15 protein-coding genes are annotated in these 23,230 nt (G+C 59.2%); 10 read left to right on the forward strand and 5 right to left on the reverse strand.

Annotated elements, in window-relative coordinates; genetic code table 11:
• Positions 1 to 25: 25 nt before the first annotated feature.
• The 5 genes from ACLI4M_RS11805 to ACLI4M_RS11825 all read right to left on the reverse strand — a co-directional run bounded on the left by ACLI4M_RS11805 (position 26) and on the right by ACLI4M_RS11825 (position 11,408).
• The gene (locus ACLI4M_RS11805) at positions 26 to 652 is read right to left on the reverse strand and encodes a hypothetical protein (protein WP_133624921.1); all 627 of its coding nucleotides are present in this window, start codon (positions 650 to 652) and stop codon (positions 26 to 28) included.
• On the reverse strand, positions 642 to 8,492 hold the full coding sequence (locus ACLI4M_RS11810; protein ID WP_133624920.1) for a hemagglutinin repeat-containing protein: 7,851 nt from the start codon (positions 8,490 to 8,492) through the stop codon (positions 642 to 644). Before ACLI4M_RS11810 ends, ACLI4M_RS11805 begins: the two co-directional genes overlap by 11 nt.
• Before the next feature lie 108 nt (positions 8,493 to 8,600).
• On the reverse strand, positions 8,601 to 9,176 hold the full coding sequence (locus tag ACLI4M_RS11815) for an Ail/Lom family outer membrane beta-barrel protein (RefSeq protein ID WP_133624919.1): 576 nt from the start codon (positions 9,174 to 9,176) through the stop codon (positions 8,601 to 8,603).
• A gap of 2 nt (positions 9,177 to 9,178) precedes the next feature.
• Positions 9,179 to 9,778: a toxin-activating lysine-acyltransferase gene (locus tag ACLI4M_RS11820; RefSeq protein ID WP_133624918.1), complete on the reverse strand. Its 600-nt coding sequence runs from the start codon at positions 9,776 to 9,778 to the stop codon at positions 9,179 to 9,181.
• Positions 9,779 to 9,788: 10 nt separating this feature from the next.
• The gene (locus ACLI4M_RS11825; RefSeq protein ID WP_253539496.1) at positions 9,789 to 11,408 is read right to left on the reverse strand and encodes a ShlB/FhaC/HecB family hemolysin secretion/activation protein; all 1,620 of its coding nucleotides are present in this window, start codon (positions 11,406 to 11,408) and stop codon (positions 9,789 to 9,791) included.
• A 410-nt stretch (positions 11,409 to 11,818) separates the two neighbouring features.
• On the opposite strand from ACLI4M_RS11825, the gene ACLI4M_RS11830 reads away from it, so the two are divergent.
• The 10 genes from ACLI4M_RS11830 (at position 11,819) to arnF (ending at position 23,195) form a co-directional block, all read left to right on the forward strand.
• Positions 11,819 to 12,706 (forward strand): formyltransferase family protein, encoded by an 888-nt coding sequence (locus ACLI4M_RS11830; RefSeq protein WP_133624916.1) that lies wholly within the window; start codon positions 11,819 to 11,821, stop codon positions 12,704 to 12,706.
• 138 nt (positions 12,707 to 12,844) lie between these two features.
• The gene (gene eptA / locus ACLI4M_RS11835) at positions 12,845 to 14,482 is read left to right on the forward strand and encodes a phosphoethanolamine transferase EptA (protein WP_133624915.1); all 1,638 of its coding nucleotides are present in this window, start codon (positions 12,845 to 12,847) and stop codon (positions 14,480 to 14,482) included.
• A gap of 3 nt (positions 14,483 to 14,485) precedes the next feature.
• Positions 14,486 to 15,160, forward strand: coding sequence for a response regulator (locus ACLI4M_RS11840; RefSeq protein ID WP_133624914.1), 675 nt, complete (start codon positions 14,486 to 14,488; stop codon positions 15,158 to 15,160).
• A 675-nt stretch (positions 15,161 to 15,835) separates the two neighbouring features.
• Positions 15,836 to 16,972: a UDP-4-amino-4-deoxy-L-arabinose aminotransferase gene (arnB, locus tag ACLI4M_RS11845; protein WP_208864897.1), complete on the forward strand. Its 1,137-nt coding sequence runs from the start codon at positions 15,836 to 15,838 to the stop codon at positions 16,970 to 16,972.
• Positions 16,973 to 17,953, forward strand: coding sequence for an undecaprenyl-phosphate 4-deoxy-4-formamido-L-arabinose transferase (gene arnC, locus ACLI4M_RS11850; RefSeq protein ID WP_133624912.1), 981 nt, complete (start codon positions 16,973 to 16,975; stop codon positions 17,951 to 17,953).
• Positions 17,953 to 19,935, forward strand: a complete 1,983-nt coding sequence (arnA, locus tag ACLI4M_RS11855) for a bifunctional UDP-4-amino-4-deoxy-L-arabinose formyltransferase/UDP-glucuronic acid oxidase ArnA (RefSeq protein WP_133624911.1) — start codon at positions 17,953 to 17,955, stop codon at positions 19,933 to 19,935. Before arnC ends, arnA begins: the two co-directional genes overlap by 1 nt.
• On the forward strand, positions 19,932 to 20,834 hold the full coding sequence (arnD, locus tag ACLI4M_RS11860; protein ID WP_133624910.1) for a 4-deoxy-4-formamido-L-arabinose-phosphoundecaprenol deformylase: 903 nt from the start codon (positions 19,932 to 19,934) through the stop codon (positions 20,832 to 20,834). Before arnA ends, arnD begins: the two co-directional genes overlap by 4 nt.
• The gene (gene arnT / locus ACLI4M_RS11865; protein ID WP_133624909.1) at positions 20,831 to 22,489 is read left to right on the forward strand and encodes a lipid IV(A) 4-amino-4-deoxy-L-arabinosyltransferase; all 1,659 of its coding nucleotides are present in this window, start codon (positions 20,831 to 20,833) and stop codon (positions 22,487 to 22,489) included. Before arnD ends, arnT begins: the two co-directional genes overlap by 4 nt.
• Positions 22,486 to 22,815: a 4-amino-4-deoxy-L-arabinose-phosphoundecaprenol flippase subunit ArnE gene (gene arnE, locus ACLI4M_RS11870; protein ID WP_166643200.1), complete on the forward strand. Its 330-nt coding sequence runs from the start codon at positions 22,486 to 22,488 to the stop codon at positions 22,813 to 22,815. The genes arnT and arnE overlap by 4 nt, the downstream gene beginning before the upstream one ends.
• Positions 22,812 to 23,195, forward strand: a complete 384-nt coding sequence (arnF, locus tag ACLI4M_RS11875) for a 4-amino-4-deoxy-L-arabinose-phosphoundecaprenol flippase subunit ArnF (protein WP_133625137.1) — start codon at positions 22,812 to 22,814, stop codon at positions 23,193 to 23,195. Before arnE ends, arnF begins: the two co-directional genes overlap by 4 nt.
• Positions 23,196 to 23,230: the final 35 nt, after the last annotated feature.

Raw genomic sequence — 23,230 nt, forward strand, 5'->3', positions numbered from 1 at the left:
AGACCCAATATTTATTGAGACTTATTCAATCAAAATAAAAATCATTTAAAAAAAGTAGGTTTTCTTTGTGTCCCAGAGCTACTATCTCTGAATGAATTTCATCGAAGCTTCCTAGCAAAATAAAAATAATCCCGTTATTTTCCCAGACTTTTTTCATCCAGTCAGATATTTTCCCAAAACTTCCGTCTTGCTGGGAAATGTTATCAGCTTCGATGTTGGTAAAATATAATTTATCCTGGGAGTTAATGATTCCCTGAATAACTCCTACTGTGCTGATAGGGATTTTCCCTGTGCCAGTTAACACTAATCCCTTCTTTCCAGGGGTGATGTAAGATTTTTTATTATTTATTTTACTTACATCTATCCCCCGACTCTCAATCAAACCCCATGTCTTTTTGTGTTTTACAATTGCATTATCAGGTTGCTCTGGTGTTAATTCCAATATTACATTTATTTGCTTTTCTTCAGTAAGTGAAATTTTTTCTGCCATCATTTTCACTAAAGCTTCGCCCATTTTTTTGCGAGGCTCATTAGGCATTTCCCAGCTTAATGCAGAAATATTTTCCCCTTCAATGAAATATTTTTCAAATTTAGCTATCTCATTGTTTTTATTTATATTTTCAGCGTATCTTGTTACGATCTTAGTAGTCATAGTGATTGCCTGTTTGATCGTTAAAATGTGATCCACGATTTTGAGGGTCATCAACTCCAAAAAAGTGTCCTCCAGCATCATCTCGTATATAAATTTTCTGGGTTCCGCCGCCCGGTTTAGATACTTCAAACTCATAAATTAAACCTGGCTGTGGGTTTCCACGTTTATCTGTGTTAGGCAAGACTTGAGTTGGGCTCTGGCTAACAGGTATACCTGACTGCCTCTTGGCTTCATTGAATGCTCCAGCTCTTCCTGCTCCTTCTGGTGATAAATTAGCAGGTTTGTCACCTTCAGACTGATAAGCCAGATCATCCTTACCCGGCCCATCAGGGATCGGCGTAACCGTAGTATTGCCGCCCGTATCTGGTGCTCCATCGTTGTTACCTGTATGCGTAGCTCCGTTCTGATCGCGCTGATCTGGCGTGGTGAGCGAAGTATCCTTTTCACCCTGATGGCCCGGATTTTCCAGCTTACCGCCCGTCAGGTCATCCTTCACCGGCAGGGTTTCGGTTTTACTGCCAGAACCGTCCGAATGCTGCTGGCTTTGCGCTGAAACTATTGCCATCAGCACGCAGGCGTCATTTGCCAGGCAGCCCGCGCTCAGCCCTGCTTTTACCGCTTTCGTCAGCGCCAGCGCCGCCTGGTCGTTCGCGTTGCCTTTTCCTGCTTCGGCCATCGCCGCCGAGTTCAGCGTCTGCTGTGCCAGCATCTGTGACAGCATTCCCGCGCCGACCATATTGTTGCTGAGTTCGTTCTGGCCCGCCTGTGCGCCTGCAACGGCTCCTGCCGTATCGCCTCCGGCAACGCCGCCAGCAAGGCCTGCTGCCAGCGTTCCCAGTGCGACCAGCGTCTGTTTCTGCTCCTCGCTCAGCTGGCTGACGGGCACATCACCATACATTGCTTTTTTGATGGTTTCACCCATCGCCGCAGTCGTCAGCGCACCCGCAGCACCCGCCGCGGCTGAGTTCCCCTGCAGCTGTGCGATAACGCCAGCCACCACCGCATGAGCCATTACGCGGCTGGCCTCGTCCGGCGCGGTCTGCTTGATAACCTCGGCGATGTAAGGCGTGGAGCCGCCCGCAATGGCCTTCGCCAGGTCGCCGCCCGCCAGGCCCTGCACCGCAGCCGTGGCGGCCTGGATACCCTGCTGGAGCGCGCTGCCCGTGCCGTACTTCTGCATCTCGGCCTTATAAACGTCCGAGCTGCGCAGCGCTACCAGATATTCGGCCTTTTCTTTGTCGGTCGCATTCTCCTTCAGCGGGCCAAGCGCTTTTTTTGCCGCCGCCAGCCCGTTGAGGTCGCCCTGCGTCCTCGCAATATCCGCCGCCTGGCTGCCTATCTCGCCAATCAGCTGCGCCTCCTTCAGGCGGTTCTGCTCCTTCTCCTTGTCGAAGATGGGGGAGAGCGTCTGGTTGGCGTGCTCCACGTCGCGGCTCAGGTCAACCACGTCCTGCTTCTGGTTCGCCTGGTCACGCACGATAATCGTGCCGTCGCTGACCGCCGATTTCGTGGTTGAGCTGTCGCTGCCCCTGCCGTTAACGCCGGTCAGCAGGCCGTTGGCCATATTGCCGGCGAACTGGCCGCCGATGCTGCCGCCGCTGCTGACGCCGACGCTCTGGTGCTCCACCTGGTAGTCGGCCTGGTTGCGGATATCGCTGAAGCCGAGGGTGCCGGTATCCAGTTTGTTTTTCGCCGCGTCCGCCGTGGAGCCCATCACCGCGCCGTTCAGCTGGGTGTGCCCGCCGACCGTGACGTCAAAGCCGCCCTTACCGGCAAAGATGCCGGTCTGCTCCTCCACCGACCGCCAGCTGCTGTGCATTTTATCCCGGCTCAGGTTCGCCGAGGCGCTGCCGCCGCCGGAGCTGACGCTGCCGCCCGCGCTGGCGCTCTGCTGCTTCGAGTCGTAGTAGTCTTCGTCCTGCTGGCTGGTCAGGGTCAGGTCGCGGCCGACGTTTATCTTCACCGCCTCGCCGCTGGCCTGCGCCCCGGTCAGGGTGGCGTCGCGCCCGCTGGTGATGCTGAGGTTGCTGCCCGCGTTGACGGTGGTCTCGCTGTGGGTGGTGCCGTTGCCGGTCTCGCTGCCGCGCCCCCTGTTGACGCTGGCGTTGAGCGACGGGCCGTTCGACCCCTGGCCGAAGCTGATGCCGACGCCGACCGAGCCGCCGTGGCTCTCGTTCCTGCCGTCCAGGCGCTGGGTGTTCTGCGCCGAGGTCAGGTTAACGTCGCGCGCCGCGCCGAGGCTGATATCCTTTCCGGCCTGCAGCCGGCTGCCCTGCACGTTGAGGTCGGTGCCGGTGGCGTTCACCGTCAGGCTGTTGCCCGCGGTCAGGCTGCTGCCCTGGCTCTGCGTCTGCGTCGAGGTCTGTTCGGAGCGGGAAGACTGGCTGCCGTAAGAGAGGTTAACGCCCGCCATGCTGCCCGGCGCGCCGCCCGCTTCTGCCAGGCTGGCGGCCTGTGCCGCCTGCACCCCGGTCAGCGCGGCCTTCATGCCCTGCAGGGCGGCGAGGCGGCCGCTGCTCTCTTTACTGGCGTCGTTCGCCGTTGATACCGCCGAGTTTATGGCGCTGCCCGCGGTGCCGGAGAGCGCCAGGGTCAGGCCGCTCTGCTTCTGCTCGACCACGTGCCGCTGGCTGCTCTGGTTCCCGGCGGCGAGGATATTCACCTCTTTCCCCTTCAGGGCGATGTCCTTCGCCGCCAGCACGTCGGCCCCCTTCACCGTCAGGCTATTGCCCGCGCTCAGGGTCACGCTGCCGCCGGTGCTGCCCACGGTGCTGCCGAGGCTGCTCAGGCTGCGCGCCACGTCGGTGGTTCTGGTGCTGGAGGAGCCGGCCGTCACGCCGACGCCGCCGGTGCCGGACAGGCCGCTCTTCTTCTCCTGCAGCATATGCGACTCGTCGCGCTGCTCCGTGGCGGCGTTCACCGTCAGGCTGTTGCCCGCGCTCAGCGCCACGTCGTGGCTGCCCGCCACGCTGCTGCCGGTGACGGTCAGGTCGCGCCCGGCCCGCATCAGCACGCTATCGCCGCCGAGCTGGCTGCCGTTCACGCTCTGCTGGCTGACGGTGTCGCGCGACTCGGTGCGGGTTTTTGCCAGCATGCCGCTGCTGCCGGTGGCCTTGTAGTGCTGGTCGAGCGTGGTGCCGTCGGTGCCGTGCTGTACGCGGATGTCGTTGCCCGCCGCCACGCCGAGCTGCTGCCCGGCGTTGATGGTGCCGGCGGTCAGGTTCACGTCATGCCCGGCGGCGAGCGCCACGCTGCCCTTGCCGGTCACCGTGCTGCCGACCTGCCGGCTGCTGCCGTGGTGCTGCCAGTTGTCGCCCCAGCTGAGGTTGTCTTTGCTGCCGGTGTCGACGGTGGTGAGGTTCAGGTCGCGCCCGGCGCGGATAGCGGTGCTGCCGTTCTCGCCGCTGTTCACCACCTGCGCCGCGCTCAGGCTGACGTCGCGCCCGGCCTGCAGCGCCAGCCTGCCGTCCGGCTGCTGCACGTAGAGGCCCGCCACGCGGTCGACGGTGCTGCGGGCAAAGTTGCCGTCGGCACTTTCCGCGCTGCGGGTGGTGGTGGTGGCGCTGATGTCGCGCCCGGCCAGCGCCAGCAGGCTGTGCTGGCCCGTTACGGTGCCGCCAGTGTTGTTGATGTCGGTGCGCGCCTGCAGCGCGACGTCGCCACCCCGGATCAGGCCGCCGTTGTTGTTGATGTTCTGCGCCAGCAGCTGCGTGCGCTGCTGCGCGCTGATGCGCCCGCCGTTGTTGAGGTCGCCGCTCAGGTTCAGGCCGACGCTGTTCCCGGCCAGCAGCGCGCCGCTGCCGTCGAGGTCGCCCGGCTTGAGCGTGGCGTAGACCTGCGGCACCAGCACCCGCTGGCTGCTGCCGTCGGGCAGGGTGACCGTCTGCGCCACCATCCAGACGATATCGCCGGTCAGCAGCGCCATCTGCTGCGCCGTCAGCGCCACGCCCGGGGTGAGCTGGTACTGTTTGCCGAAGGCTACCCCGGCGTCCATCAGCCCCTTGTACTGCTCCTCGTCGCTCTGCCAGTTGCCGAGGTAGCGGCTGCCGGCGAGGGCGATGACCTGCTCGCGGATCAGGCGCTGCTCGTAGTAGCCGTCGCCCAGGCGCTTCAGCACGTTGTTCGGGGCGGTGGTGAAGGCGTTCATCATGTAGTCGGAGCTGAGCCACTGCTTTTTGTTGGTGAAGCGCGGGTCGGTCTCGATCAGGTACGGGCTGGTGCTGGCCGGCTGCACCCGGTACAGGCTGTTGTCGGGCACGCGGATGTCCGGGCCGACCAGGCGCACTACGTCGCCGGAGCCGATAGTTACCTCGAAGGTTTTGCCCGCCGGGACGGTGGCCGGGGTGATGGCGGCGGCGTCGCGCCCGCCAATTGTCAGGCCGCTGCCTTCGCCCCGGGCGTGGTCCTGCAGGGTGCTGGCGTTGAGGGCGATGCCCTGGATCACGGTCGGCGGGGTGTAGCCGGTGACGTCAACGTTGGAGGAGTCGCCGTGCTTCTGCTGATGGCGCGAGTAGAAGGTGGCGGTGCCCGCGTCGCTGATCTGGCGGTTGGCCGCCACCTCAACGTTATCCAGCGTGCTGCCCTGCAGGTTGAGGTCGCCGCCCGCCACAATCTGGCTCTTGTCGTTGAGCACGCGGTCGGCGCTGACGCTGAGGCTTCCCCCGGCGATAATCTTGCCGGGGTCGCTCTCTTTAACCCGGTCCTCGGTGATGGTGCGCACGTAGTCGTAGTGGGTAAAGCGGTCGCCGTCGGTGGTGTGGCAGATCACCCCCTCGATGCACAGGATGTTCACCTCATCCTGATAGATGTAGATGGTGTAATCCTTGTCGTTGTAGCGTACGCCGTTGTTCAGGTGCGCCACCTCGTACTCGGAAATGTGCTCCTGCGACACCAGCACGTTCTCCAGCGCAAAGTGGTCGTTGACGTTGTTGAGCTGCGCCACGTTGAGCGCCATATTGCCGCCGGACTCAATGGTGGCGCTGTGGTTGTTCAGCACGCTGGCCTGGCCGCTGGCGCGCCAGTCGGCGTCGAGCGTGCGGCCAAGCGCCATATCGCCATCGCTGTAGATCAGCGCGTGGTCGCGGTTGTTCAGCGTCTCCACGGCGAGATCCAGCCGCTGGCGGGCGGCAAGGGTTGCCGCCTTGCCGTTCTGCGCCAGGTTGTTCAGCGTGGTGGCGGCTATCGCCAGCGCATCACCGTAGATGCGGCCGCTGCCGAGATTGTTGAGCACCGCGGCCAGAATGCGGGTGTTGAAGCCGTCGATCAGACCGCTGTTATTCAACGTCTGCGTGGCCGTCAGCTGGGTTGTGTTGGCGCTAAGCTCCGCATCCGCGCCGTTCTGCATATTGCTGGCGGTCACCGCCAGCAGATTGCCCGCCTGCATCAGCGCCTGGTTGTTCAGGTCACCCTGGGTGGTCAGGTTCAGGTCGCGGCTGGCCTGCACCCTGCCGCTATTGTTGAAATCCTGCGTCAGGTCGAGGGTCATATCCCCCAGCGACAGCAGGGTGCCGTCCCCGCTCAGGCCGTCGGCGCGCAGGCTGAGGGTGTTACCCGCTTCGAGATTGCCGCTGCGGTTGGCGATCTGCTGCGCCTGCGCCTGCAGGTTGCCCTGCGCGCTGACCAGACCGCTACCGTTGTCCAGCGTGCCGCTCAGGAACAGCGACAGGTCGTTATCGGCCAGCAGGGCGCCGTCGCGGTTATCGAGATTCTGCGCGCGCAGGGACAGGCTGCTCCCCTGGATGCCCGCGCCGTCGCGCCGGGTCTGGCTGTTTACGATGTCCGCCGCGCTCAGCGTCACCGCCTGCGCACCCTGGATCAGCCCGCCAGTGTTGTCGATGCTGGCGCTGGCCGCCGTCAGGGTGATATCGCCCAGCGCCTGGATCTGCCCCGCGCGGTTATTGAGGTCGGCGGAGGTGACGGCGAGCGCGCCCTTGCTGCTGATATTCCCGGCGTTGCTGTTGTCCAGCCCGGCGCTGAATACCGACAGTGACTCCCCGGCGGCCAGCAGCCCCTGCTGGTTGTTGATATCGCCTGCGTTCAGCGTCAGTGAACCGAGCGCGCTGAAGGTGCCGCGCTGGTTATCAAAGGCGTTGCCCTGCGTGTTCCACAGCAGGCTCTGGCCGGACTGGACGGTGCCGCCAGCGTTGTTCAGCGCGCTGCTGGTAGCGGTGAGTTTGCCGCGCGCCAGCAGCTGGCCCTGCTGGTTATCGAAGGTGGCGGTATTCAGCGTCAGCGTGTTGCTGTTGCTGCCGAGTATGCCGCCGCGGTTGTCGATGCCGCCCGCAAGCGACAGCGTCAGATCCTGCAGCCCCCGCTGTTGCAGGTTGCCCTTCTGATTCGACAGGCGGTTGGCGGTCAGGTCGAGCTTATCCGCGCTGATTTTGCCGCCGTCGTTGTTCAGGCGGCCTGCGGTGCGGGCGCTGAGCTGATGGCTGGCGGAAACATTGGCCCCGGCGCTGCTGATATCGCCCTTGCCGGCATTCAGAGTGATGCCGTCGGCGGAGGTCTGGCTGCCGCTGAGATCGATAGCGCTGCCCGATGCCGTGAGCTGGCCTGCTGCCGCATTCTGACCGTTGGCGCTCAATATCCCCTGGCTGTTGAGCGTCAGGTTGCCGCCCTGCGTGCCGAGGGAACCGTCGCGGCGCATCCCCGCCGCCAGGGTGCCTTTGGCGCTGCTGTGGATGCTGGCGGCGCTAATTGTGGTGTGCTGCTGCGCCGCGATAATGCCGCTGTTGCTGACGGCGGCAGCGGCGCTCAGCGTGGTGTCGCGCCCGGCATAGACCGTGCCGCTGTTGTTCAGGCCGGCTTGGGTCGTCAGCTGCACCGCCTGGGTGGCGCTGATGGCACCGCTGTTGCTTATTGTGCCGTCGGCATTGACCACCACATCCCCGGCGCTGGCACCGATAGCCCCGGCGTTATGCACGCCGACCCCGGCCTCGGTGCCGAGCAGGCGGATCTTATTGGCATACATGCCGCCCAGCGCTGCCACGTCGATCGCCACCTGCGGGTGCGCGCTGCCGTCGTCCGCTTTGCGCGTCGCATTCTGATTGGCGGCATCGACGCTGTTGCGCCCGGTGGTGACGGCGAGGTCTTTGGCCCACAGCCCGGCGTTGATTTTTACCGAGCGGGCGATGAGATCGGTATGGTCCTGCAGGCTGCTGTCCATGCCGTTGCCCTGAATGATGATTTCGCCGCGATCGACGTCATAACCGCTCAGCTGGCCGTTATTCATTTTCACCTGGCCGGTGGTCAGGGTGGCGCGGTTGGCGTTGATAAAGCCGCAGCCGCTGCAGGTAATGCCCGCCGGGTTAGCGATCACCACCTGGGCCTTTTGCCCGGCGACTTCGATAAAGCCGTTAAGCTGGCTGGGGTTGCGCGAGTTGACTTCGTTGAGGATGATTTTGGCTTCACCCTTTGCCAGCCAGGGATTGCCGGTGACCATCCCGGCCAGCTGCGTCTGGGTGCTGGCACGGCTGTTGTTCAGCACCACGCCTTTGTTGTTGACGTCGAACTGGCTGTAAACGTTGCGCGACACGCCGCCCGCGCTCGGGGTCTGAATATTGACCTGCGGCGTACCGTTAGCGCTGCCGATAATGGTCGGCTGCTGGTTATCGGGCGCGCGGCCATCGGCGACGATCGCCGCCTGCACCGGCTGCACCGCCCCAAGGGCCAGCAGCAGGGCGAAAGAGAGACCCTTAACTTTGCCGATCGGCTGGCTGAGGGTGTGGCCGGTGCCGGAAGAGGGCGACGAGCCTGCACGGCCTGAACGGGCGATCTCCGGGACGGCCATCAGCATGCCGCGCGCTTTGTTAAAAATCAGTCGGTATAAATTCTTGTTCATAGCTGCATCCCTGCATAATTTTCGGGTAGGGGATGACCTTGTTTCCGGTCAGCCCGCAATCACGGCACGGGTCGACCGGAAAACAAGGTCGACCCCTACGGCAGCCGCTTAGAAACGGTAGCCGACACCAATGCTGAAGCCGTTGATGGCGTGGTCTTTCTCGCCGTCATTCAGGCTTGAACCTTCGTAGCCAATATCCACGGCAATATTCTCAATCGGGTTGATCTGCACACCTGCGCCATACATAAATGAGGTTTTGCTGATGCTGCCGTCGCTGGTGCCCATATCGCGGTAAGAGCCTGCTTCATAGTTAAGCCAGCGGGTGCTGTAATCGGCTTTATTGTAATTAACGCCGATCAGGCCATAGACGCTGACGTAGGAATTAATGCGGTATGCCGGGCCCGCGGACAGGGAGTAGTATTTAAGGTCGACTTTGTTGTCGATAATATCTTTCGTCGCCAGGTAAGAGTAATCAGACTTCCCGCCCATATAGGTGAATGAACCGATAACGCTGAAAGGCGAATTCCACTCATAGCGATACTTAACGTTCACGCCATTGATGTTCTTCAGGTCCTGCACTTTGCTGTGCGCATACCCCAGAGTAATGGTTTGCCGATCGGCCTGGGCCTGCGTGCTTAAACCCAGTATCGCGACCAGTGCAGAGCGGATAAATAATGTTTTCATGTTTAATCCTTTAAGGTTGTTATATCTGCTTGCGCAGTTTTAGGTTGCTCATCCCGCCGCGAACTTTTCGCTGGCGGAAATTCGGGAATATCAACGGATAATGGTGAACCCGCGCGCCAGGCGCGCGCCTGCTGCGGGCTGATTTGCCTGCCCTTAAAATTCATCACCCGCATCCCGCGCCGTTTTCCCTGGTGATACAGAGAGCGGAAGCAGCGGTCGGGAAACAGCAGATCCGTCACCAGGCGGCTGATGGCGCGGGTGTCGCCAAACGGCGCGATCCAGTCGCGGATCCACAGGCGGTCGCCGCTCAGCCAGTCGCTCTCCTGCACCATAATCGCGGGCTGCGACAGGTAGCGGCGCTCCGCCTCGTTATCCAGCGACATCCAGCTCATAAAGAAAACCGGGCGACCCTCGCGGCTCACCAGCAGGTAGTGCTGATGCTTGATAATTGGCAGCAGCACCGTGGGCAGCGCATGCAGCGGCAGGTCGCGGTGCTGCGGCGAGTGCATCCACAGCCACACCGCGGCGCCGAACACTTCGGCTTCGCTGCGTTCCCCGCCCAGCAGCAGCGGGGCATGAACGTCATAAATTCCGCTTTGCATGGTGCGCTCCTCAGAAGTCCCAGTTCAGGCTGAAGCCCAGCGTCACCGGGCTGGTTTTGAAGCCATCCGGTTTGGCGATCGGCACGCCGGCAAACAGGTCATAGCCGGTTTTTAATACGTTGCCGCGCAGCCCGACCACGCCACCGGCTAAGTGGTTACCCACCAGATCCTCAATGCCGTGGCCGCTGACATGCCCATAGTCAGCCCCCAGATAGAGCTCCTGCGCAGGCAGCGGCGTGCTCCATGCCAAGTCGTTGCGCACCAGCCAGCCGCCGTTAGCGTTGAGGGTGCGTTCGCCGTCAAACCCGCGCACGCTGTAGCGGCTGCCAATGGCGAACTGCTCCTGCGGCGTCAGCGGGGTGCTGCTGATCTGGCGCTGATACTGCACGCTGTAGCGGAAATTCTGGCTGCCGATGGCAAACGGCACGTTGAGCTGGCTGCTGAGCTGCACGATTTTGCTCAGCGCGGTGGCGTAGCCGTTGGACTCTTCCGGTGCGGGCAGCGCGCCAAACCAGCGGGTGCCGCGCTGGTAGCTGACGCCCGCATCCAGCGTCGCCTGCCGGATGTAATGGCGGTGCTGCAGGCCGATGCGCCAGCCTGCGGTCTGGCGGCGTTGCACTTCCACTTCGGTATCGTTGACGTAGTTCTTTGACTCACGCATCAGTACCGCGTAGCTGAAGGTGGTTTTCTGGCTACCGCTGCGGTGCAGTACTTCGCTGAGTTCGGCCGTCAGATTGCGGCTTTTACCGCTGTAGCGATAGTCACCGTTCAGCCCGGCGACGTTCTGATGGTAGTCATAGTCGCTGCCGGTGACCGACAGCATCGCGTAGCGGAACGGCACCGAGTAGTGTGCGGTGACGTTCTGGCTGCCTTTGTCACTACCGGGCCTGACGGCGCGGGTGCCGGAGAGATAGAACAGGTCGCTGAGCGAGAAGGGGTTATCCAGCGACAGGGTCATACCGCCCTGATAGCGCCCGGTGCTGCGGGTGCCGGAATCATCGAGCGAGGCGCCCAGACGCCAGATTTTCGCCTGCTGCCAGTGCAGCATGATGTCGCTTTCACCCGGCTGTTCGCCGGGGACGATCTCCATGCTGGCCTGCACGGTCGGCAGGCGTTGCAGGTTCTCCAGCCCCTGTTCGATATCGCGAAGATCCAGCAGATTACCGGAGCGGGCGGGGAAGGCATTAAACAGGGTGACGTAGCGGCCGCTGTCCGGGGTCAGTTTCACCTGGTGAACGTAGCCGGGCAGGAGGCTGAGCCGCAGGATGCCACTCTTCAAATCCTGCTGCGGTGCCAGCACGCGGGTGGTGATATAGCCGTGATCCACCAGTCTGTTCTGCATGCTGCTCATCAGCAGGTTGATGCCTTTGCCACCCAGGCACTGGCCCTGCGCCTGATTCGCCATGCGCTGCAGCGGCAGCCAGTGCGGTAAAGCGTCTTTGCCGCTTAGCACCACCTGGTCAATGTGGAAGCACGGGGTTTCCTGCGGGAATGCCAGTTTGCCGCTCTGGTCAACGTTGGGTTGCAGACGGATATCGGGCGTGGGCGGCAGCAGCTGCTGTTCAAGCGCCTTCTGCCGCTGCTGTTGCAAGATTAACTGCTCATCTGCCAGCGCCAGCGGGGAGACCATCAGCAGCGCAGGAAAAGCTAGCGCGCAGGGGCGGTAAGGCGCTGCCCGGCGCAAAAAATGAGGGAACAACATCAAACAATCCTTGTTAATGAAACGCTTAATAATTAGCCATGTTGAGGTGGCGAATAATAGGAACAGCCTGGTCGTTTTGCAACCAGTTGATGCGTTTCTAAGGGATCTTCTTAAGCGCAGCGGGGGGAGTTAACCCGCTATTTCTGAGTCAGGCTGAGGTTTTTGCTGCGTGTTGCCACCGTGCTGATTTTACCGATATGACCCGGTCAGTTCGCGCCAGGCAGGACAAAACAGAGGGCGCAGCAGAAGATGATAAATTTGTCATCTTTGCTCGTCGCCGCGCAGTAATGGTTTATTCTGTCGCTTGAGTTTTTCCGGTAAATCATAAGGATCGCACGATGAAGACGGTGGTGTTTGGCTATCACGATATGGGATGCAGTGGATTGCAGGCGCTGCTGGCGGCCGGTTATGAGGTCATGGCGGTTTTCACCCATGCCGATGTGCCGGGTGAAAATCACTTCCACGGTTCGCTGGCACAGCAGGCCGCTGAGCAGGGCATTGCGGTGTTTATGCCTGAAGATATCAATCAGCCATCCATCGTCGCGCAGCTCAGGGCGCTGGCACCTGAAGCGATTTTTTGTTTCTCATACCGTCAGGCGCTGAATGCAGAGATTCGCGCCTGTGCCAGCGTGGGAGCTTTCAATGTGCATGCCTCCCTGCTGCCTGCCCATCGCGGCAGGGCACACCTGAACTGGGCGCTGATTAAAGGGGATAAAGAGACCGGCGTCACGCTCCACCGTATCACCGAGCGGCCCGATGCCGGGCCGATACTTGCTCAACAGCGGGTGGCCATTACCCCACAGGATGATGTTTTTTCGCTGCATAACAAGCTGGTCGCCACCAGTGCGGCGCAGTTGGCCCTCTGGCTTCCTGCGCTGAAGGCAGGGCGGCTGACGGAAACGGAACAGGACGAAAGCCAGGCCAGCAGTTTTGGTGCGCGTAAGCCTGAAGACGGTGAAATCCATTGGCAGCAGAGCGCCGACGAGGTTCACAATCTTATCCGTGCGCTGACGCGGCCCTGGCCAGGCGCTTTTAGCGGCTATCAGGGGCAGCGCATCATCATCTGGCAGAGCCGGGCGATCAACGAATCTTCCCCGCAACCGCCGGGCACCCTGATTTCGATCTCACCGCTGATGGTTGCCTGTGGTTCTGGGGCGTTGGAAATCCTACACGCGGAGTGTGTGGCCATGGCCAATATGGCGGTTGGCGATAAATTAAGCGGCTGAGCGTAGAGTAAGCAGCGTTATTTTATTGATAATAAAAGTAAAAAAAATCTCCATGTCATATTTATTAAATGCCTTAAGGTATTCCTAATCTGCGGTGGCGACACTGGGTGCAATTGTTTGATAATGGGCCCAAAAGTTATGCCACTGCTTTACTTTAAAAGACCAGCGCTGAGCCGCATCTCTTATCTGATTCTCTTTTCACTCTATATCTCAGTCTTTCTGAATATTGCCTATTACCGTCAGGTTTTAGTGGATATGCCGCTTGATAACCTGCGCACCGTGCTGGTGTTCCTGTCGATGCCGGTGGTGGCTTTTAGCGTGATTAATATCATCACCACGCTGGCCTCGTTCCTGTGGCTCGACCGCCCGGTGATTGCCCTGTTTATCCTGGTCTCGGCCTGCGCGCAGTATTTCATTATCAATTACGGCATTGTGCTCGACCGTTCGATGATCGTGAACATGATGGACACCACCGCATCGGAGACCTTTGCGCTACTGACGCCGAAAATGGTGATTACGCTGCTGCTGACGGCGGTACTGATGATGGTGATGGCGTTCTGGGTGCGGATTAAAAAGACGCAGCCGCTGTGGAGAAGCGCGCTCTATCGCCTGATCGGCGTGGCGATCTCCATCTGCCTGATCCTGCTGGTGGCGCTGTTCTTCTACAAAGATTATGCCTCGCTGTTTCGCAATAATAAGGAACTGGTGAAGGCGTTAAGCCCGTCGAACAGCATTGTCGCCTCGCTCTCTTATTACTCGCATCAGAAGCTGGCGAATGCTCCGCTGATTAAGATTGGCGAGGATGCAAAGCTAAACCCGTTAATGAGCGGCGGTAAAAAAAATCTGACCATTATCGTGCTGGGTGAAACCACGCGCGCGGACAACTTCTCGCTGGGCGGCACTTATTCGCGTGAGACCACGCCGCTGCTGGCAAAAGAGGATGTGGCTTACTTCCCGCACACCATTTCGTGCGGCACGGCCACGGCGGTGTCGGTGCCCTGCATGTTCTCCAATATGCCACGCGCCCATTACGACAGCGACCTTGCCGCTCACCAGGAGGGGATGCTGGATATCATTCAGCGCGCCGGTATTCAGGTGCTGTGGAAGGATAACGATGGCGGCTGTAAAGGGGCCTGCGATCGCGTGCCGCATGAGGATGTCACCAGCCTGAACCTGGCAGATATGTGCATCAACGGTGAATGTTACGACGAGGCGCTGTTCCACAATCTTGAGGATTATATTCAGAACCTGAAAGGCAACGGCGTCATTGTTCTGCACACCATCGGCAGCCACGGCCCGACCTACTGGCACCGTTATCCGCCACAGTTCCGCAAATTTACCCCGACCTGTGATACCAGCCAGATTCAGGAGTGCTCGCAGCAGCAGCTGATAAATACTTACGACAATACCATTCTGTATATCGATTACATCGTCGATAAAGCGATTAACGTGCTGAAATCACATCAGGATCGGTACACCACCAGCCTGGTTTATCTCTCCGATCACGGTGAGTCGCTGGGGGAAAACGGCGCCTATCTGCACGGCCTGCCGTATGCGATTGCGCCGATGACGCAGAAGCACGTCCCGATGTTGATCTGGCTGTCGCCGGACTATCAGCAGCGCTATGGCGTTAACGGCGAGTGTCTGAAAAAGCTGGCGAAAAACGATGAGTTTTCTCAGGACAACCTGTTCTCCACGATGCTGGGATTAACCGGCACGCAGACCAAAGAGTATGTTCCAGGGGATGACATTCTGACGTCATGCCGGAGTCGATAATCCATGAAAATTCTTATTGTCGAGCATGATGCCCTGCTTTTGCAGGGCCTTATTCTGGCACTGGAAGGCGAAGGTTATGTTTGCGAAGGGGTCGCCACCCGGCGGGAGGCGGAAACGCATCTCGCTTCCGGCTTATACCAGCTGGTGATCCTTGACCTCGGGCTGCCGGACGGCGCGGGCCTCTACCTGCTGTCACATTTATGCCACCAGATTAAACGCTTGCCGGTGCTGATTATCACCGCCCGCGACGCGGTCGATGAGCGTATTGCCGGGCTTGAAGCCGGTGCGGACGATGACATCATCAAGCCCTTTTCGAACCAGGAGCTGCTGGCGCGGGTGCATAAACTGACCCACTCCGGGATTCGCGGGCGACAGCAGGTGGTGGTCGACGATCTGCGCCTCGAAATGAAATATCGCCAGATTTTTATGAACGATCGGGCGCTCGAAATTACCCCCAAAGAGTATGTCATCCTGGCGCGCCTGATGATGAGCGTTGGCAACCCGGTGCACCGCGATACGCTGTGTGAGGATATTTATCAGCGCAGGAGCCAACCCACCACCAACGTACTGGAAGTGCATATCCATAACTTACGGGAGAAAATTGGCAAAGAGCGCATTCGCACGGTGCGTAGCTTTGGCTATGCGTTAATCAGGCAGGGGGAAAAAGACAAAACCTGATGACAGCATGAGGTGGGGTTCACAGAGTAAACCAGATGTACAGAAAGCTCACCAGGGCCAGCGAAGTGAGCGCCAGCGCGGCTGACGCGTTAATTACCGATTTCATCACGACAGACTCCTGAAAAAAAAGTAATGATATGGCTAAAATATTAAGACCACCTTAAGGCAGCGTTAATTTTCCCCCTCCTGTTTTTGATCCGCCCGCTGCACGATTTCTGCGCACCGTTTCTGGCCGCTGTCGCCTCAATTTCTTACTCTTTTAACTCTTCCTTTCTCCCTCCTTGTTACCCGGCCAAATTGCCAGTCGCGCAATATGTGCTCTTTTTTTCCTGACAGGGAGAAACCCGAAGCGGCAAAGTATCGTAGCGCTCGTGAAATCTTTGTGCGCATAACTCATTATTTTGTTTGGGTAATTTTAATTTCTCTTCTACGGAGATAGATTGTTCAGCGTTGCGTTTAATGTTTAGTTAAGGAAGCTCATATAGGATTAATCTGCATCTCATGATGGGCGTGGGCTGAGATAACCTGCGGCTATTCCCGACAGAAAAATATGCGTGCTGAGAGCTAACTGTCACATTTAAGTAAAATTTTATGTGTAATTACTATCCCTGCGGGACGCCAGAAAAGCACGTTGTGCTAAATTGAACAGACTGAAAACATTAAAGGATTTTAATAATGGCGTTCCTTCCCTTTTCGCGCCCTTCACTGGGTGAAGCGGAGCTGGCCGCGGTACAGGAAGTATTTCAATCCGGCTGGATCACTACCGGGCCAAAGTGTGCTGAGCTCGAACAGGCGTTCTGCCAGCTAACCGGTAATCAGCATGCCATCGCCGTAAGTTCGGCCACGGCAGGTATGCACGTCACGCTGATGGCGTTAAATATTCAGGCGGGTGATGAAGTGATCACGCCGTCAATGACCTGGGTTTCAACGCTGAATATCATCACGCTGCTGGGCGCTACGCCGGTGATGATCGATGTTGACCCGGAGACGTTAATGGTCACGCCAGAGGCGGTTGCAGCGGCGATCACCCCACGTACCAAAGCGATCATTCCCGTCCATTACGCCGGTGCGCCTGCGGATATCGACGCCATTCAGGCCATTGGTCAGCGCCACGGTATTGCGGTGATTGAGGATGCCGCGCACGCGGCGGGGACCTACTATCACCAGCGCCATGTCGGCGGGCAGGGGACTGCAATTTTCTCCTTCCACGCCATCAAAAATATGACCTGCGCAGAAGGCGGGCTGGTGGTGACGGACGACGCCGCGCTGGCCGAGCGCATTCGCATGCTGAAATTCCACGGCCTCGGCGTTGATGCGTTTGACCGCCAGACTCACGGCCGCCAGCCGCAGGCGGAGGTGATCTCCCCCGGGTTTAAATACAACCTGCCGGATATCAGCGCGGCAATCGCGCTGGTACAGCTGGCAAAGCTGGACGAGATCAACGCCCGCCGCAGCGCCATCGCACAGCGTTATCTTGCCGCGCTGCAGGACACGCCATTCAAGCCGCTGGCCCAGCCGGGATGGCCACACCGGCACGCCTGGCATCTGTTTATTATTCGCGTCGACGAGACCACCTGCGGCATCTCCCGCGATGGGTTGATGCAGGCGCTGAAAGCGCAGGATATTGGCACCGGGCTGCATTTCCGCGCGGCGCATACCCACCGCTATTACCGCGAACGCTATCCGCAGCTCTCGCTGCCTGCTACCGAGTGGAACAGCGAGCGTATCTGCTCCATCCCGCTTTTTCCTGATATGACCGACAGTGACGTCGAGCGCGTGATTACTGCACTGCGCGGGCTTGCCGGGGTTTAAATGATGACGGATAAAAAAATTGAGAAAGTGTCGGTGGTGATCCCGGTTTATAACGAGCAGGAGAGCCTGCCCGAGCTGATCCGCCGCACCGAGGCTGCCTGTCAAACGCTGAATCTGCGGTATGAAATCCTGCTGGTGGATGACGGCAGCCAGGATGCCTCCGCCGAGATGATCGCCGCCGCCGCCGAAACGGCCGGCAGCCATGTGGTGGCGGTGCTGCTGAACCGCAACTACGGCCAGCACTCGGCGATTATGGCCGGGTTTAGCCATGTGAGCGGCGATCTCATCATCACGCTGGACGCGGATTTACAAAACCCGCCGGAAGAGATCCCCCGGCTGGTTGCTGCTGCTCAGGAAGGGTATGACGTGGTGGGCACGGTGCGCCAGAACCGCCAGGACAGCTGGTTCCGCCGCCGCGCGTCGCGCACCATCAACCACCTTATCCAGCGCGTTACGGGTAAGGCGATGGGGGATTATGGCTGCATGCTGCGCGCCTATCGTCGCCATATTATCGATGCGATGCTCAACTGCCATGAGCGCAGCACCTTTATTCCGATCCTCGCCAATACCTTTGCGCGCCGTACCATTGAGCTGCCGGTGACGCACGCCGAGCGCGAGTTTGGCGACTCTAAATACAGCTTTATGCGCCTGATTAACCTGATGTATGACCTGGTGACCTGCCTGACCACCACGCCGCTGCGCATGCTCAGCGTGCTTGGCAGCCTGATTGCGCTGTCAGGGTTTGCCTTCTCCCTGATGTTGATCGTGCTGCGCCTGTTTTTCGGTGCCGCCTGGGCGGGCGAAGGTGTCTTTGTGCTGTTTGCCATCCTGTTTATGTTTATCGGGGCGCAGTTTATCGGTATGGGGCTGCTCGGTGAATATATCGGCCGCATCTACAACGATGTGCGGGCCAGACCTCGCTATTTTATTCAACGCGTTATCCATCCTAAGAAAGACGCTTCAGTACAGGAATCCGAGTAATGAAAACCATCGTTTTTGCTTATCACGACATGGGCTGTGCGGGTATCCGCGCGCTGCTTCAGGCAGGTTTTTCCATCAGCGCGATTTTCACCCATGCCGATCGGGCGTCTGAGAATCATTTCTTTGGCTCGGTAGCGCGTCTGGCGGCGGAAAACAGCATCCCGGTGTATGCCCCTGATGACGTCAATCACCCGCTGTGGATCGACCGTATTCAGGCGATGGCACCAGACCTGATTTTCTCCTTCTACTATCGCAACCTGCTTTGCGACCGCATCCTTAACAGCGCGCAGCACGGCGCGTTTAACCTGCATGGTTCCCTGTTGCCGAAATATCGTGGCCGCGCGCCGCTTAACTGGGCGCTGGTTAATGGGGAAAGCGAAACCGGGGTCACGCTGCACCGCATGGTGAAACAGGCCGATGCGGGTGAGATTGTGGCCCAGCAGCGTGTCAGCATTGAAGCGGAAGATAACGCGCTGACGCTGCACCATAAGATGGTGAAGAGCGCCAGCACGCTGCTGGAAAACATTCTGCCGGTGATGAAGCAGGGCACCATCACCGGCCAGCCGCAGGATGAAACGCAGGCAACGGTGGTGGGCCGCCGTACGCCAGAAGATGGGCGTATTAACTGGGCGCTTTCGGCGCAGCAGGTCAATAACCTGATCCGCGCCGTCACCGATCCGTGGCCGGGCGCTTTTGCCTATGCCGGGACCTCAAAATTTGTGGTGTGGAAAGCCAAAGTGCTGGCGAGCAACAGCCAGGCTAAGCCAGGCACCGTGCTGTCAGCAGAGCCGTTTGTGGTGGCCTGCGGTGACGGTGCGCTGGAAATTCTCACTGGTCAGACCGAAAACAGCGTCTATATGAACGGCAGCCAGCTGGCGCAGAACCTTGGCATGGTAACGGGCGCGCTGCTCTACTCCAGGCCGGTCGCGGCGATCAAACGCCGCACGCGCGTGCTGATCCTGGGCGTCAATGGCTTTATCGGTAACCACCTGACCGAGCGTCTGCTGCGCGATGACAATTTTGACGTGTTTGGCCTCGATATCGGTTCCGATGCCATCAGCCGCTTTGTCGGCCATCCCCGTTTCCAGTTTGTCGAAGGGGATATCAGCATTCACTCCGAGTGGATCGAGTATCACATCAAAAAATGTGACGTGATCCTGCCGCTGGTTGCCATCGCCACGCCAATTGAATACACCCGCAATCCGCTCCGGGTATTTGAACTGGACTTCGAAGAGAACCTCAAAATCATTCGTGACTGCGTGAAGTACGGTAAGCGCATCATCTTCCCGTCGACGTCCGAAGTGTACGGGATGTGTACCGATGCCAACTTCGATGAGGATAACTCCAACCTGGTGGTTGGCCCCATCAACAAACAGCGCTGGATTTACTCGGTGTCGAAGCAGCTGCTGGACCGCGTCATCTGGGCATATGGCGAAAAAGAGGGGCTGCGCTTTACGCTGTTCCGCCCGTTTAACTGGATGGGACCGCGCCTTGATAACCTGAATGCCGCGCGCATTGGCAGCTCGCGCGCCATTACCCAGCTCATTCTTAATCTGGTGGAAGGTTCGCCGATCAAGCTGATTGACGGTGGCCGTCAGAAGCGATGCTTCACCGATATCAGCGACGGCATTGAAGCGCTGTTCCGCATTATAGAAAACAGAGATAACAACTGCGATGGGCAGATTGTGAATATCGGTAATCCGGATAACGAAGCCAGTATCAAAGAGCTGGCCGAATGCCTGCTCGCCAGCTTTGAGCGCCATCCGCTGCGCGACCGCTTCCCGCCGTTTGCCGGCTTCCGCGAGGTGGAAAGCAGCAGCTATTACGGTAAAGGCTATCAGGATGTGGAACATCGCAAGCCGTCTATCCGTAATGCCAAACGTCTGCTGGGTTGGGTTCCGACGGTGGAGATGAACACCACCATCGATAACACGCTCGACTTCTTCCTGCGCACCGTTGAGCTGCAGGAGGGCGATGAATGAGAAAAGTCGGTCTGCGGGTTGATGTCGATACCTGGCGCGGAACCGAGCAGGGGGTGCCTGCGCTGCTGAATGTGTTTAACCAGCATAATATTCAGGCCACTTTCTTCTTCAGCGTTGGACCAGACAATATGGGGCGTCATTTATGGCGCCTGTTAAAACCGCGTTTCCTGTGGAAAATGCTGCGCTCGCGCGCGGCATCGCTCTACGGTTGGGATATTTTGCTGGCCGGCACCGCATGGCCGGGCAAGGTGATTGGCGAGGGGTTGAAATCTACTATTCTGGCCACCGCCGAACATCATGAAGTGGGCCTGCACGCCTGGGATCACTTCGCCTGGCAGACCTGGGCTGGCGTCTGGCCCAGCGCGCAGCTCGACAGGCATATCGCTCTCGGGCGCGAAGCGCTGGAAGCGATTATCGGGCAGCCGGTAACCTGCTCTGCCGTGGCTGGCTGGCGTGCCGATGGCCGGGTGGTGCAGGCCAAGCAGGGCTGCGGATTTACCTATAACAGCGACTGCCGGGGCACGGCACCGTTTCGCCCGCTGCTGAGTAACGGGCAGCCGGGCACGGTGCAGATCCCGGTCACGTTGCCCACCTGGGATGAAGTGGTGGGGCCAGCGGTCAGCGCCGGGCGCTTTAACGACTACATCCTCGCCAAGATTCATGCCGACCAGGGGACGCCGGTCTATACCATTCATGCCGAAGTGGAGGGGATTAGCCAGCTTCAGGCTTTCTCCGAACTGCTCCAGCGCGCTAAGGAGCAGGGATTGCAGTTTTGTCCTTTGAGCGAGCTACTGCCGCAAGATGTAAACACTTTACCGACCGGAAAAATTATCCGTGGTCATATTGCCGGTCGCGAAGGATGGCTTGGCTGTGAAACTTTGACAGGATCATCGGAATGACGACAACCAGCAAATCGCTCTTATTGATTTCATTATTCATTCTCTATTACTTAATCCCGATTGAATTCCGCCACCTGTGGCAACCTGACGAAACGCGTTACGCGGAGATCAGTCGCGAGATGCTGCAAAGCGGCAACTGGGTAACGCCGCATTTCTTTGATTCGCGCTATTTCGAGAAGCCGATAGCCGGTTACTGGTTCAATAACATTGGCCAGATGATATTTGGTCATAATAATTTTGCCGTGCGCATCGGTTCGGTATTTTGCACGCTGCTCAGTGCGCTGATGGTGTACTGGCTGGGGCGGCGCATCTATGGCGGGCGCGCCATTGCGCTGACGGCGAGCGTGATTTTCCTCACCTCGCTGCTGGTCTACGGCGTGGGCACCTACGCGGTGCTCGACCCGATGCTGGCGCTGTGGATGACGGCGGCGATGTGCTGCTACTGGTTCGCCAGCGAAGCGGTGAGCGTCAGGCAGCGGGTGCTGCGCTATCTGCTGCTGGGATTAGCCTGTGGTATGGGCTTTATGACCAAAGGTTTTCTGGCGCTCGCGGTGCCGGCGATCGCCATTCTGCCCTGGGCGATCTGGCATCAGCGCCTGCGTGAACTGCTGGTTTACGGTCCGCTGGCGGTAGTCAGTGCGGCGCTGTTAAGCATGCCGTGGGCGATGGCCATTCATCAGCAGCAGCCTGACTTCTGGCACTATTTCTTCTGGGTTGAGCATATTCAGCGCTTTGCCGACTCCGATGCCCAGCATAAAGCGCCATTCTGGTATTACCTGCCAATTATCGTGGCGGGCGCGCTGCCGTGGGCGGCCCTGTTACCCGGCGCGTTATCGATGGGCTGGCGCGAACGACAGCAGTCTGCCGGTGGACTGTATTTACTCAGCTGGGTGGTGATCCCATTCCTGTTCTTTAGCATCGCCAAAGGTAAGTTGCCGACCTATCTGCTGCCGCTGTTTGCCCCGCTGGCCCTGCTGATGGCGCAGTATGGCTACCGCCTGGCGCAGCAGGGCAGCCGCATCCTCAAGGTGAATGGCTGGATCAATGTTGCCTTTGGGCTGGTTTGTGTCATCGCGCTGCTGCTGGTACTGGCTCCATGGGGATTGAGCCACCGCCCGCTCTACCCGGCGCATCAGATGCTGGCGCTGGGGATGGCAACGCTCTCCTTCGCGGGCTGGGCGCTGGCGGGCCTCCTGAGCCTGCGGCCCGGTGCTCACCGCTGGCTAGCCGCGGCGCTTTGTCCGCTGGCGCTGGCGCTGTGCGTAGGAGCGGCTATTCCGGAGAGCGTGCAGAACACCAAACAGCCTCAGGTGTTTATCCAGCCTATCGCGGATAGGCTGGCTGGCAGCCGCTTTATTCTTAGCGATAACTCAGGGATCGCCTCCGGCATCGCCTGGGCGCTACAGCGCAGCGATATCCTCGCGTTCGATAAGAAGGGTGAATTGAGCTATGGCCTGAGCTACCCGGATGCGCAGGCGCGTTACGTCAGCGAGCAGGATTTCCCGCAGTGGCTGGCGGCCCATCGTCAGGATGGAACCGTTTCGCTGGTGCTGATGCTCAACCGTGGTGAAGCGACGCCGACCAATCTGCCGCCCGCTGATTATGTCTATCGTGCCGATCGCTTGCTGCTGCTGCAGTACTACGCCGTAAAATGATCATCAGCCTGCTGTTGGTGCTGTTAACCAGTCTGCTGACCTGTGCCGGGCAGCTGTGCCAGAAACAGGCGGCACATCAGACTCAGCGCCGCCTGATGCTGCGCTGGCTCATTGCCAGCGTGCTGCTGTTGGCAGGCGGCATGCTGGTGTGGCTGATGGTGCTACAACGGCTGCCGGTTAGCCTGGCTTACCCGATGCTGAGCATCAACTTTATCCTGGTCGCGCTGGCGGGGCATTTTATCTGGCGTGAACAGCTCACGTGGAATCAGTGGCTGGGTACAGCGCTGATTATGGTGGGCGTGGCGATGATCGGGAGTTACGTATAATGGGGTACGTTTTTGCCCTGTGCAGCGTGATGCTGGTGACGCTGGCTCAGCTGATGCTGCGCTGGTCGATGGTGAGATTGCCGGGCATTGAGGAGATCGCCGGGCAGTGGCAGCAGCTGTCGCTGCCTGCGGTGATAGCGCTGTGTGCCGGCTTGCTGGCCTATACGCTGTCGATGCTTTGCTGGATGCTGGCGCTCAGGCGTATCGCGCTCAGCCGGGCTTATCCGCTGCTCAGCCTGAGCTATGTGCTGGTGTGGCTGTTGGCGATCGCGCTGCCGATATTCTCCGAACCTTTCCATATCGGGGCGCTGATCGGCGTGCTGCTGATCATTATCGGGCTGGTATTGAGCTGCCTGAAGCCTGCGGTAAAAAAGCGGTAAGCACAGAAAGCAAAAAACCCGCCAGAGGCGGGTTT

The sequence above is a fragment of the Erwinia sp. LJJL01 genome, assembly GCF_047300805.2.
Classification (GTDB): domain Bacteria; phylum Pseudomonadota; class Gammaproteobacteria; order Enterobacterales; family Enterobacteriaceae; genus Erwinia; species Erwinia aphidicola.

What these genes read in the sequence shown, in the direction of transcription:
- ACLI4M_RS11805 (WP_133624921.1), bottom strand. Translation starts at nt 652, where the DNA reads ATGACTACTAAGATCGTAACAAGATACGCTGAAAATATAAATAAAAAC.
- ACLI4M_RS11825 (WP_253539496.1), bottom strand. Translation starts at nt 11,408, where the DNA reads ATGGTCTCCCCGCTGGCGCTGGCAGATGAGCAGTTAATCTTGCAACAG.
- ACLI4M_RS11840 (WP_133624914.1), top strand. Translation starts at nt 14,486, where the DNA reads ATGAAAATTCTTATTGTCGAGCATGATGCCCTGCTTTTGCAGGGCCTT.
- ACLI4M_RS11815 (WP_133624919.1), bottom strand. Translation starts at nt 9,176, where the DNA reads ATGAAAACATTATTTATCCGCTCTGCACTGGTCGCGATACTGGGTTTA.
- arnA (WP_133624911.1), top strand. Translation starts at nt 17,953, where the DNA reads ATGAAAACCATCGTTTTTGCTTATCACGACATGGGCTGTGCGGGTATC.
- arnE (WP_166643200.1), top strand. Translation starts at nt 22,486, where the DNA reads ATGATCATCAGCCTGCTGTTGGTGCTGTTAACCAGTCTGCTGACCTGT.
- eptA (WP_133624915.1), top strand. Translation starts at nt 12,845, where the DNA reads ATGCCACTGCTTTACTTTAAAAGACCAGCGCTGAGCCGCATCTCTTAT.
- arnB (WP_208864897.1), top strand. Translation starts at nt 15,836, where the DNA reads ATGGCGTTCCTTCCCTTTTCGCGCCCTTCACTGGGTGAAGCGGAGCTG.
- ACLI4M_RS11810 (WP_133624920.1), bottom strand. Translation starts at nt 8,492, where the DNA reads ATGAACAAGAATTTATACCGACTGATTTTTAACAAAGCGCGCGGCATG.
- arnC (WP_133624912.1), top strand. Translation starts at nt 16,973, where the DNA reads ATGATGACGGATAAAAAAATTGAGAAAGTGTCGGTGGTGATCCCGGTT.
- arnD (WP_133624910.1), top strand. Translation starts at nt 19,932, where the DNA reads ATGAGAAAAGTCGGTCTGCGGGTTGATGTCGATACCTGGCGCGGAACC.
- ACLI4M_RS11830 (WP_133624916.1), top strand. Translation starts at nt 11,819, where the DNA reads ATGAAGACGGTGGTGTTTGGCTATCACGATATGGGATGCAGTGGATTG.
- ACLI4M_RS11820 (WP_133624918.1), bottom strand. Translation starts at nt 9,778, where the DNA reads ATGCAAAGCGGAATTTATGACGTTCATGCCCCGCTGCTGCTGGGCGGG.
- arnT (WP_133624909.1), top strand. Translation starts at nt 20,831, where the DNA reads ATGACGACAACCAGCAAATCGCTCTTATTGATTTCATTATTCATTCTC.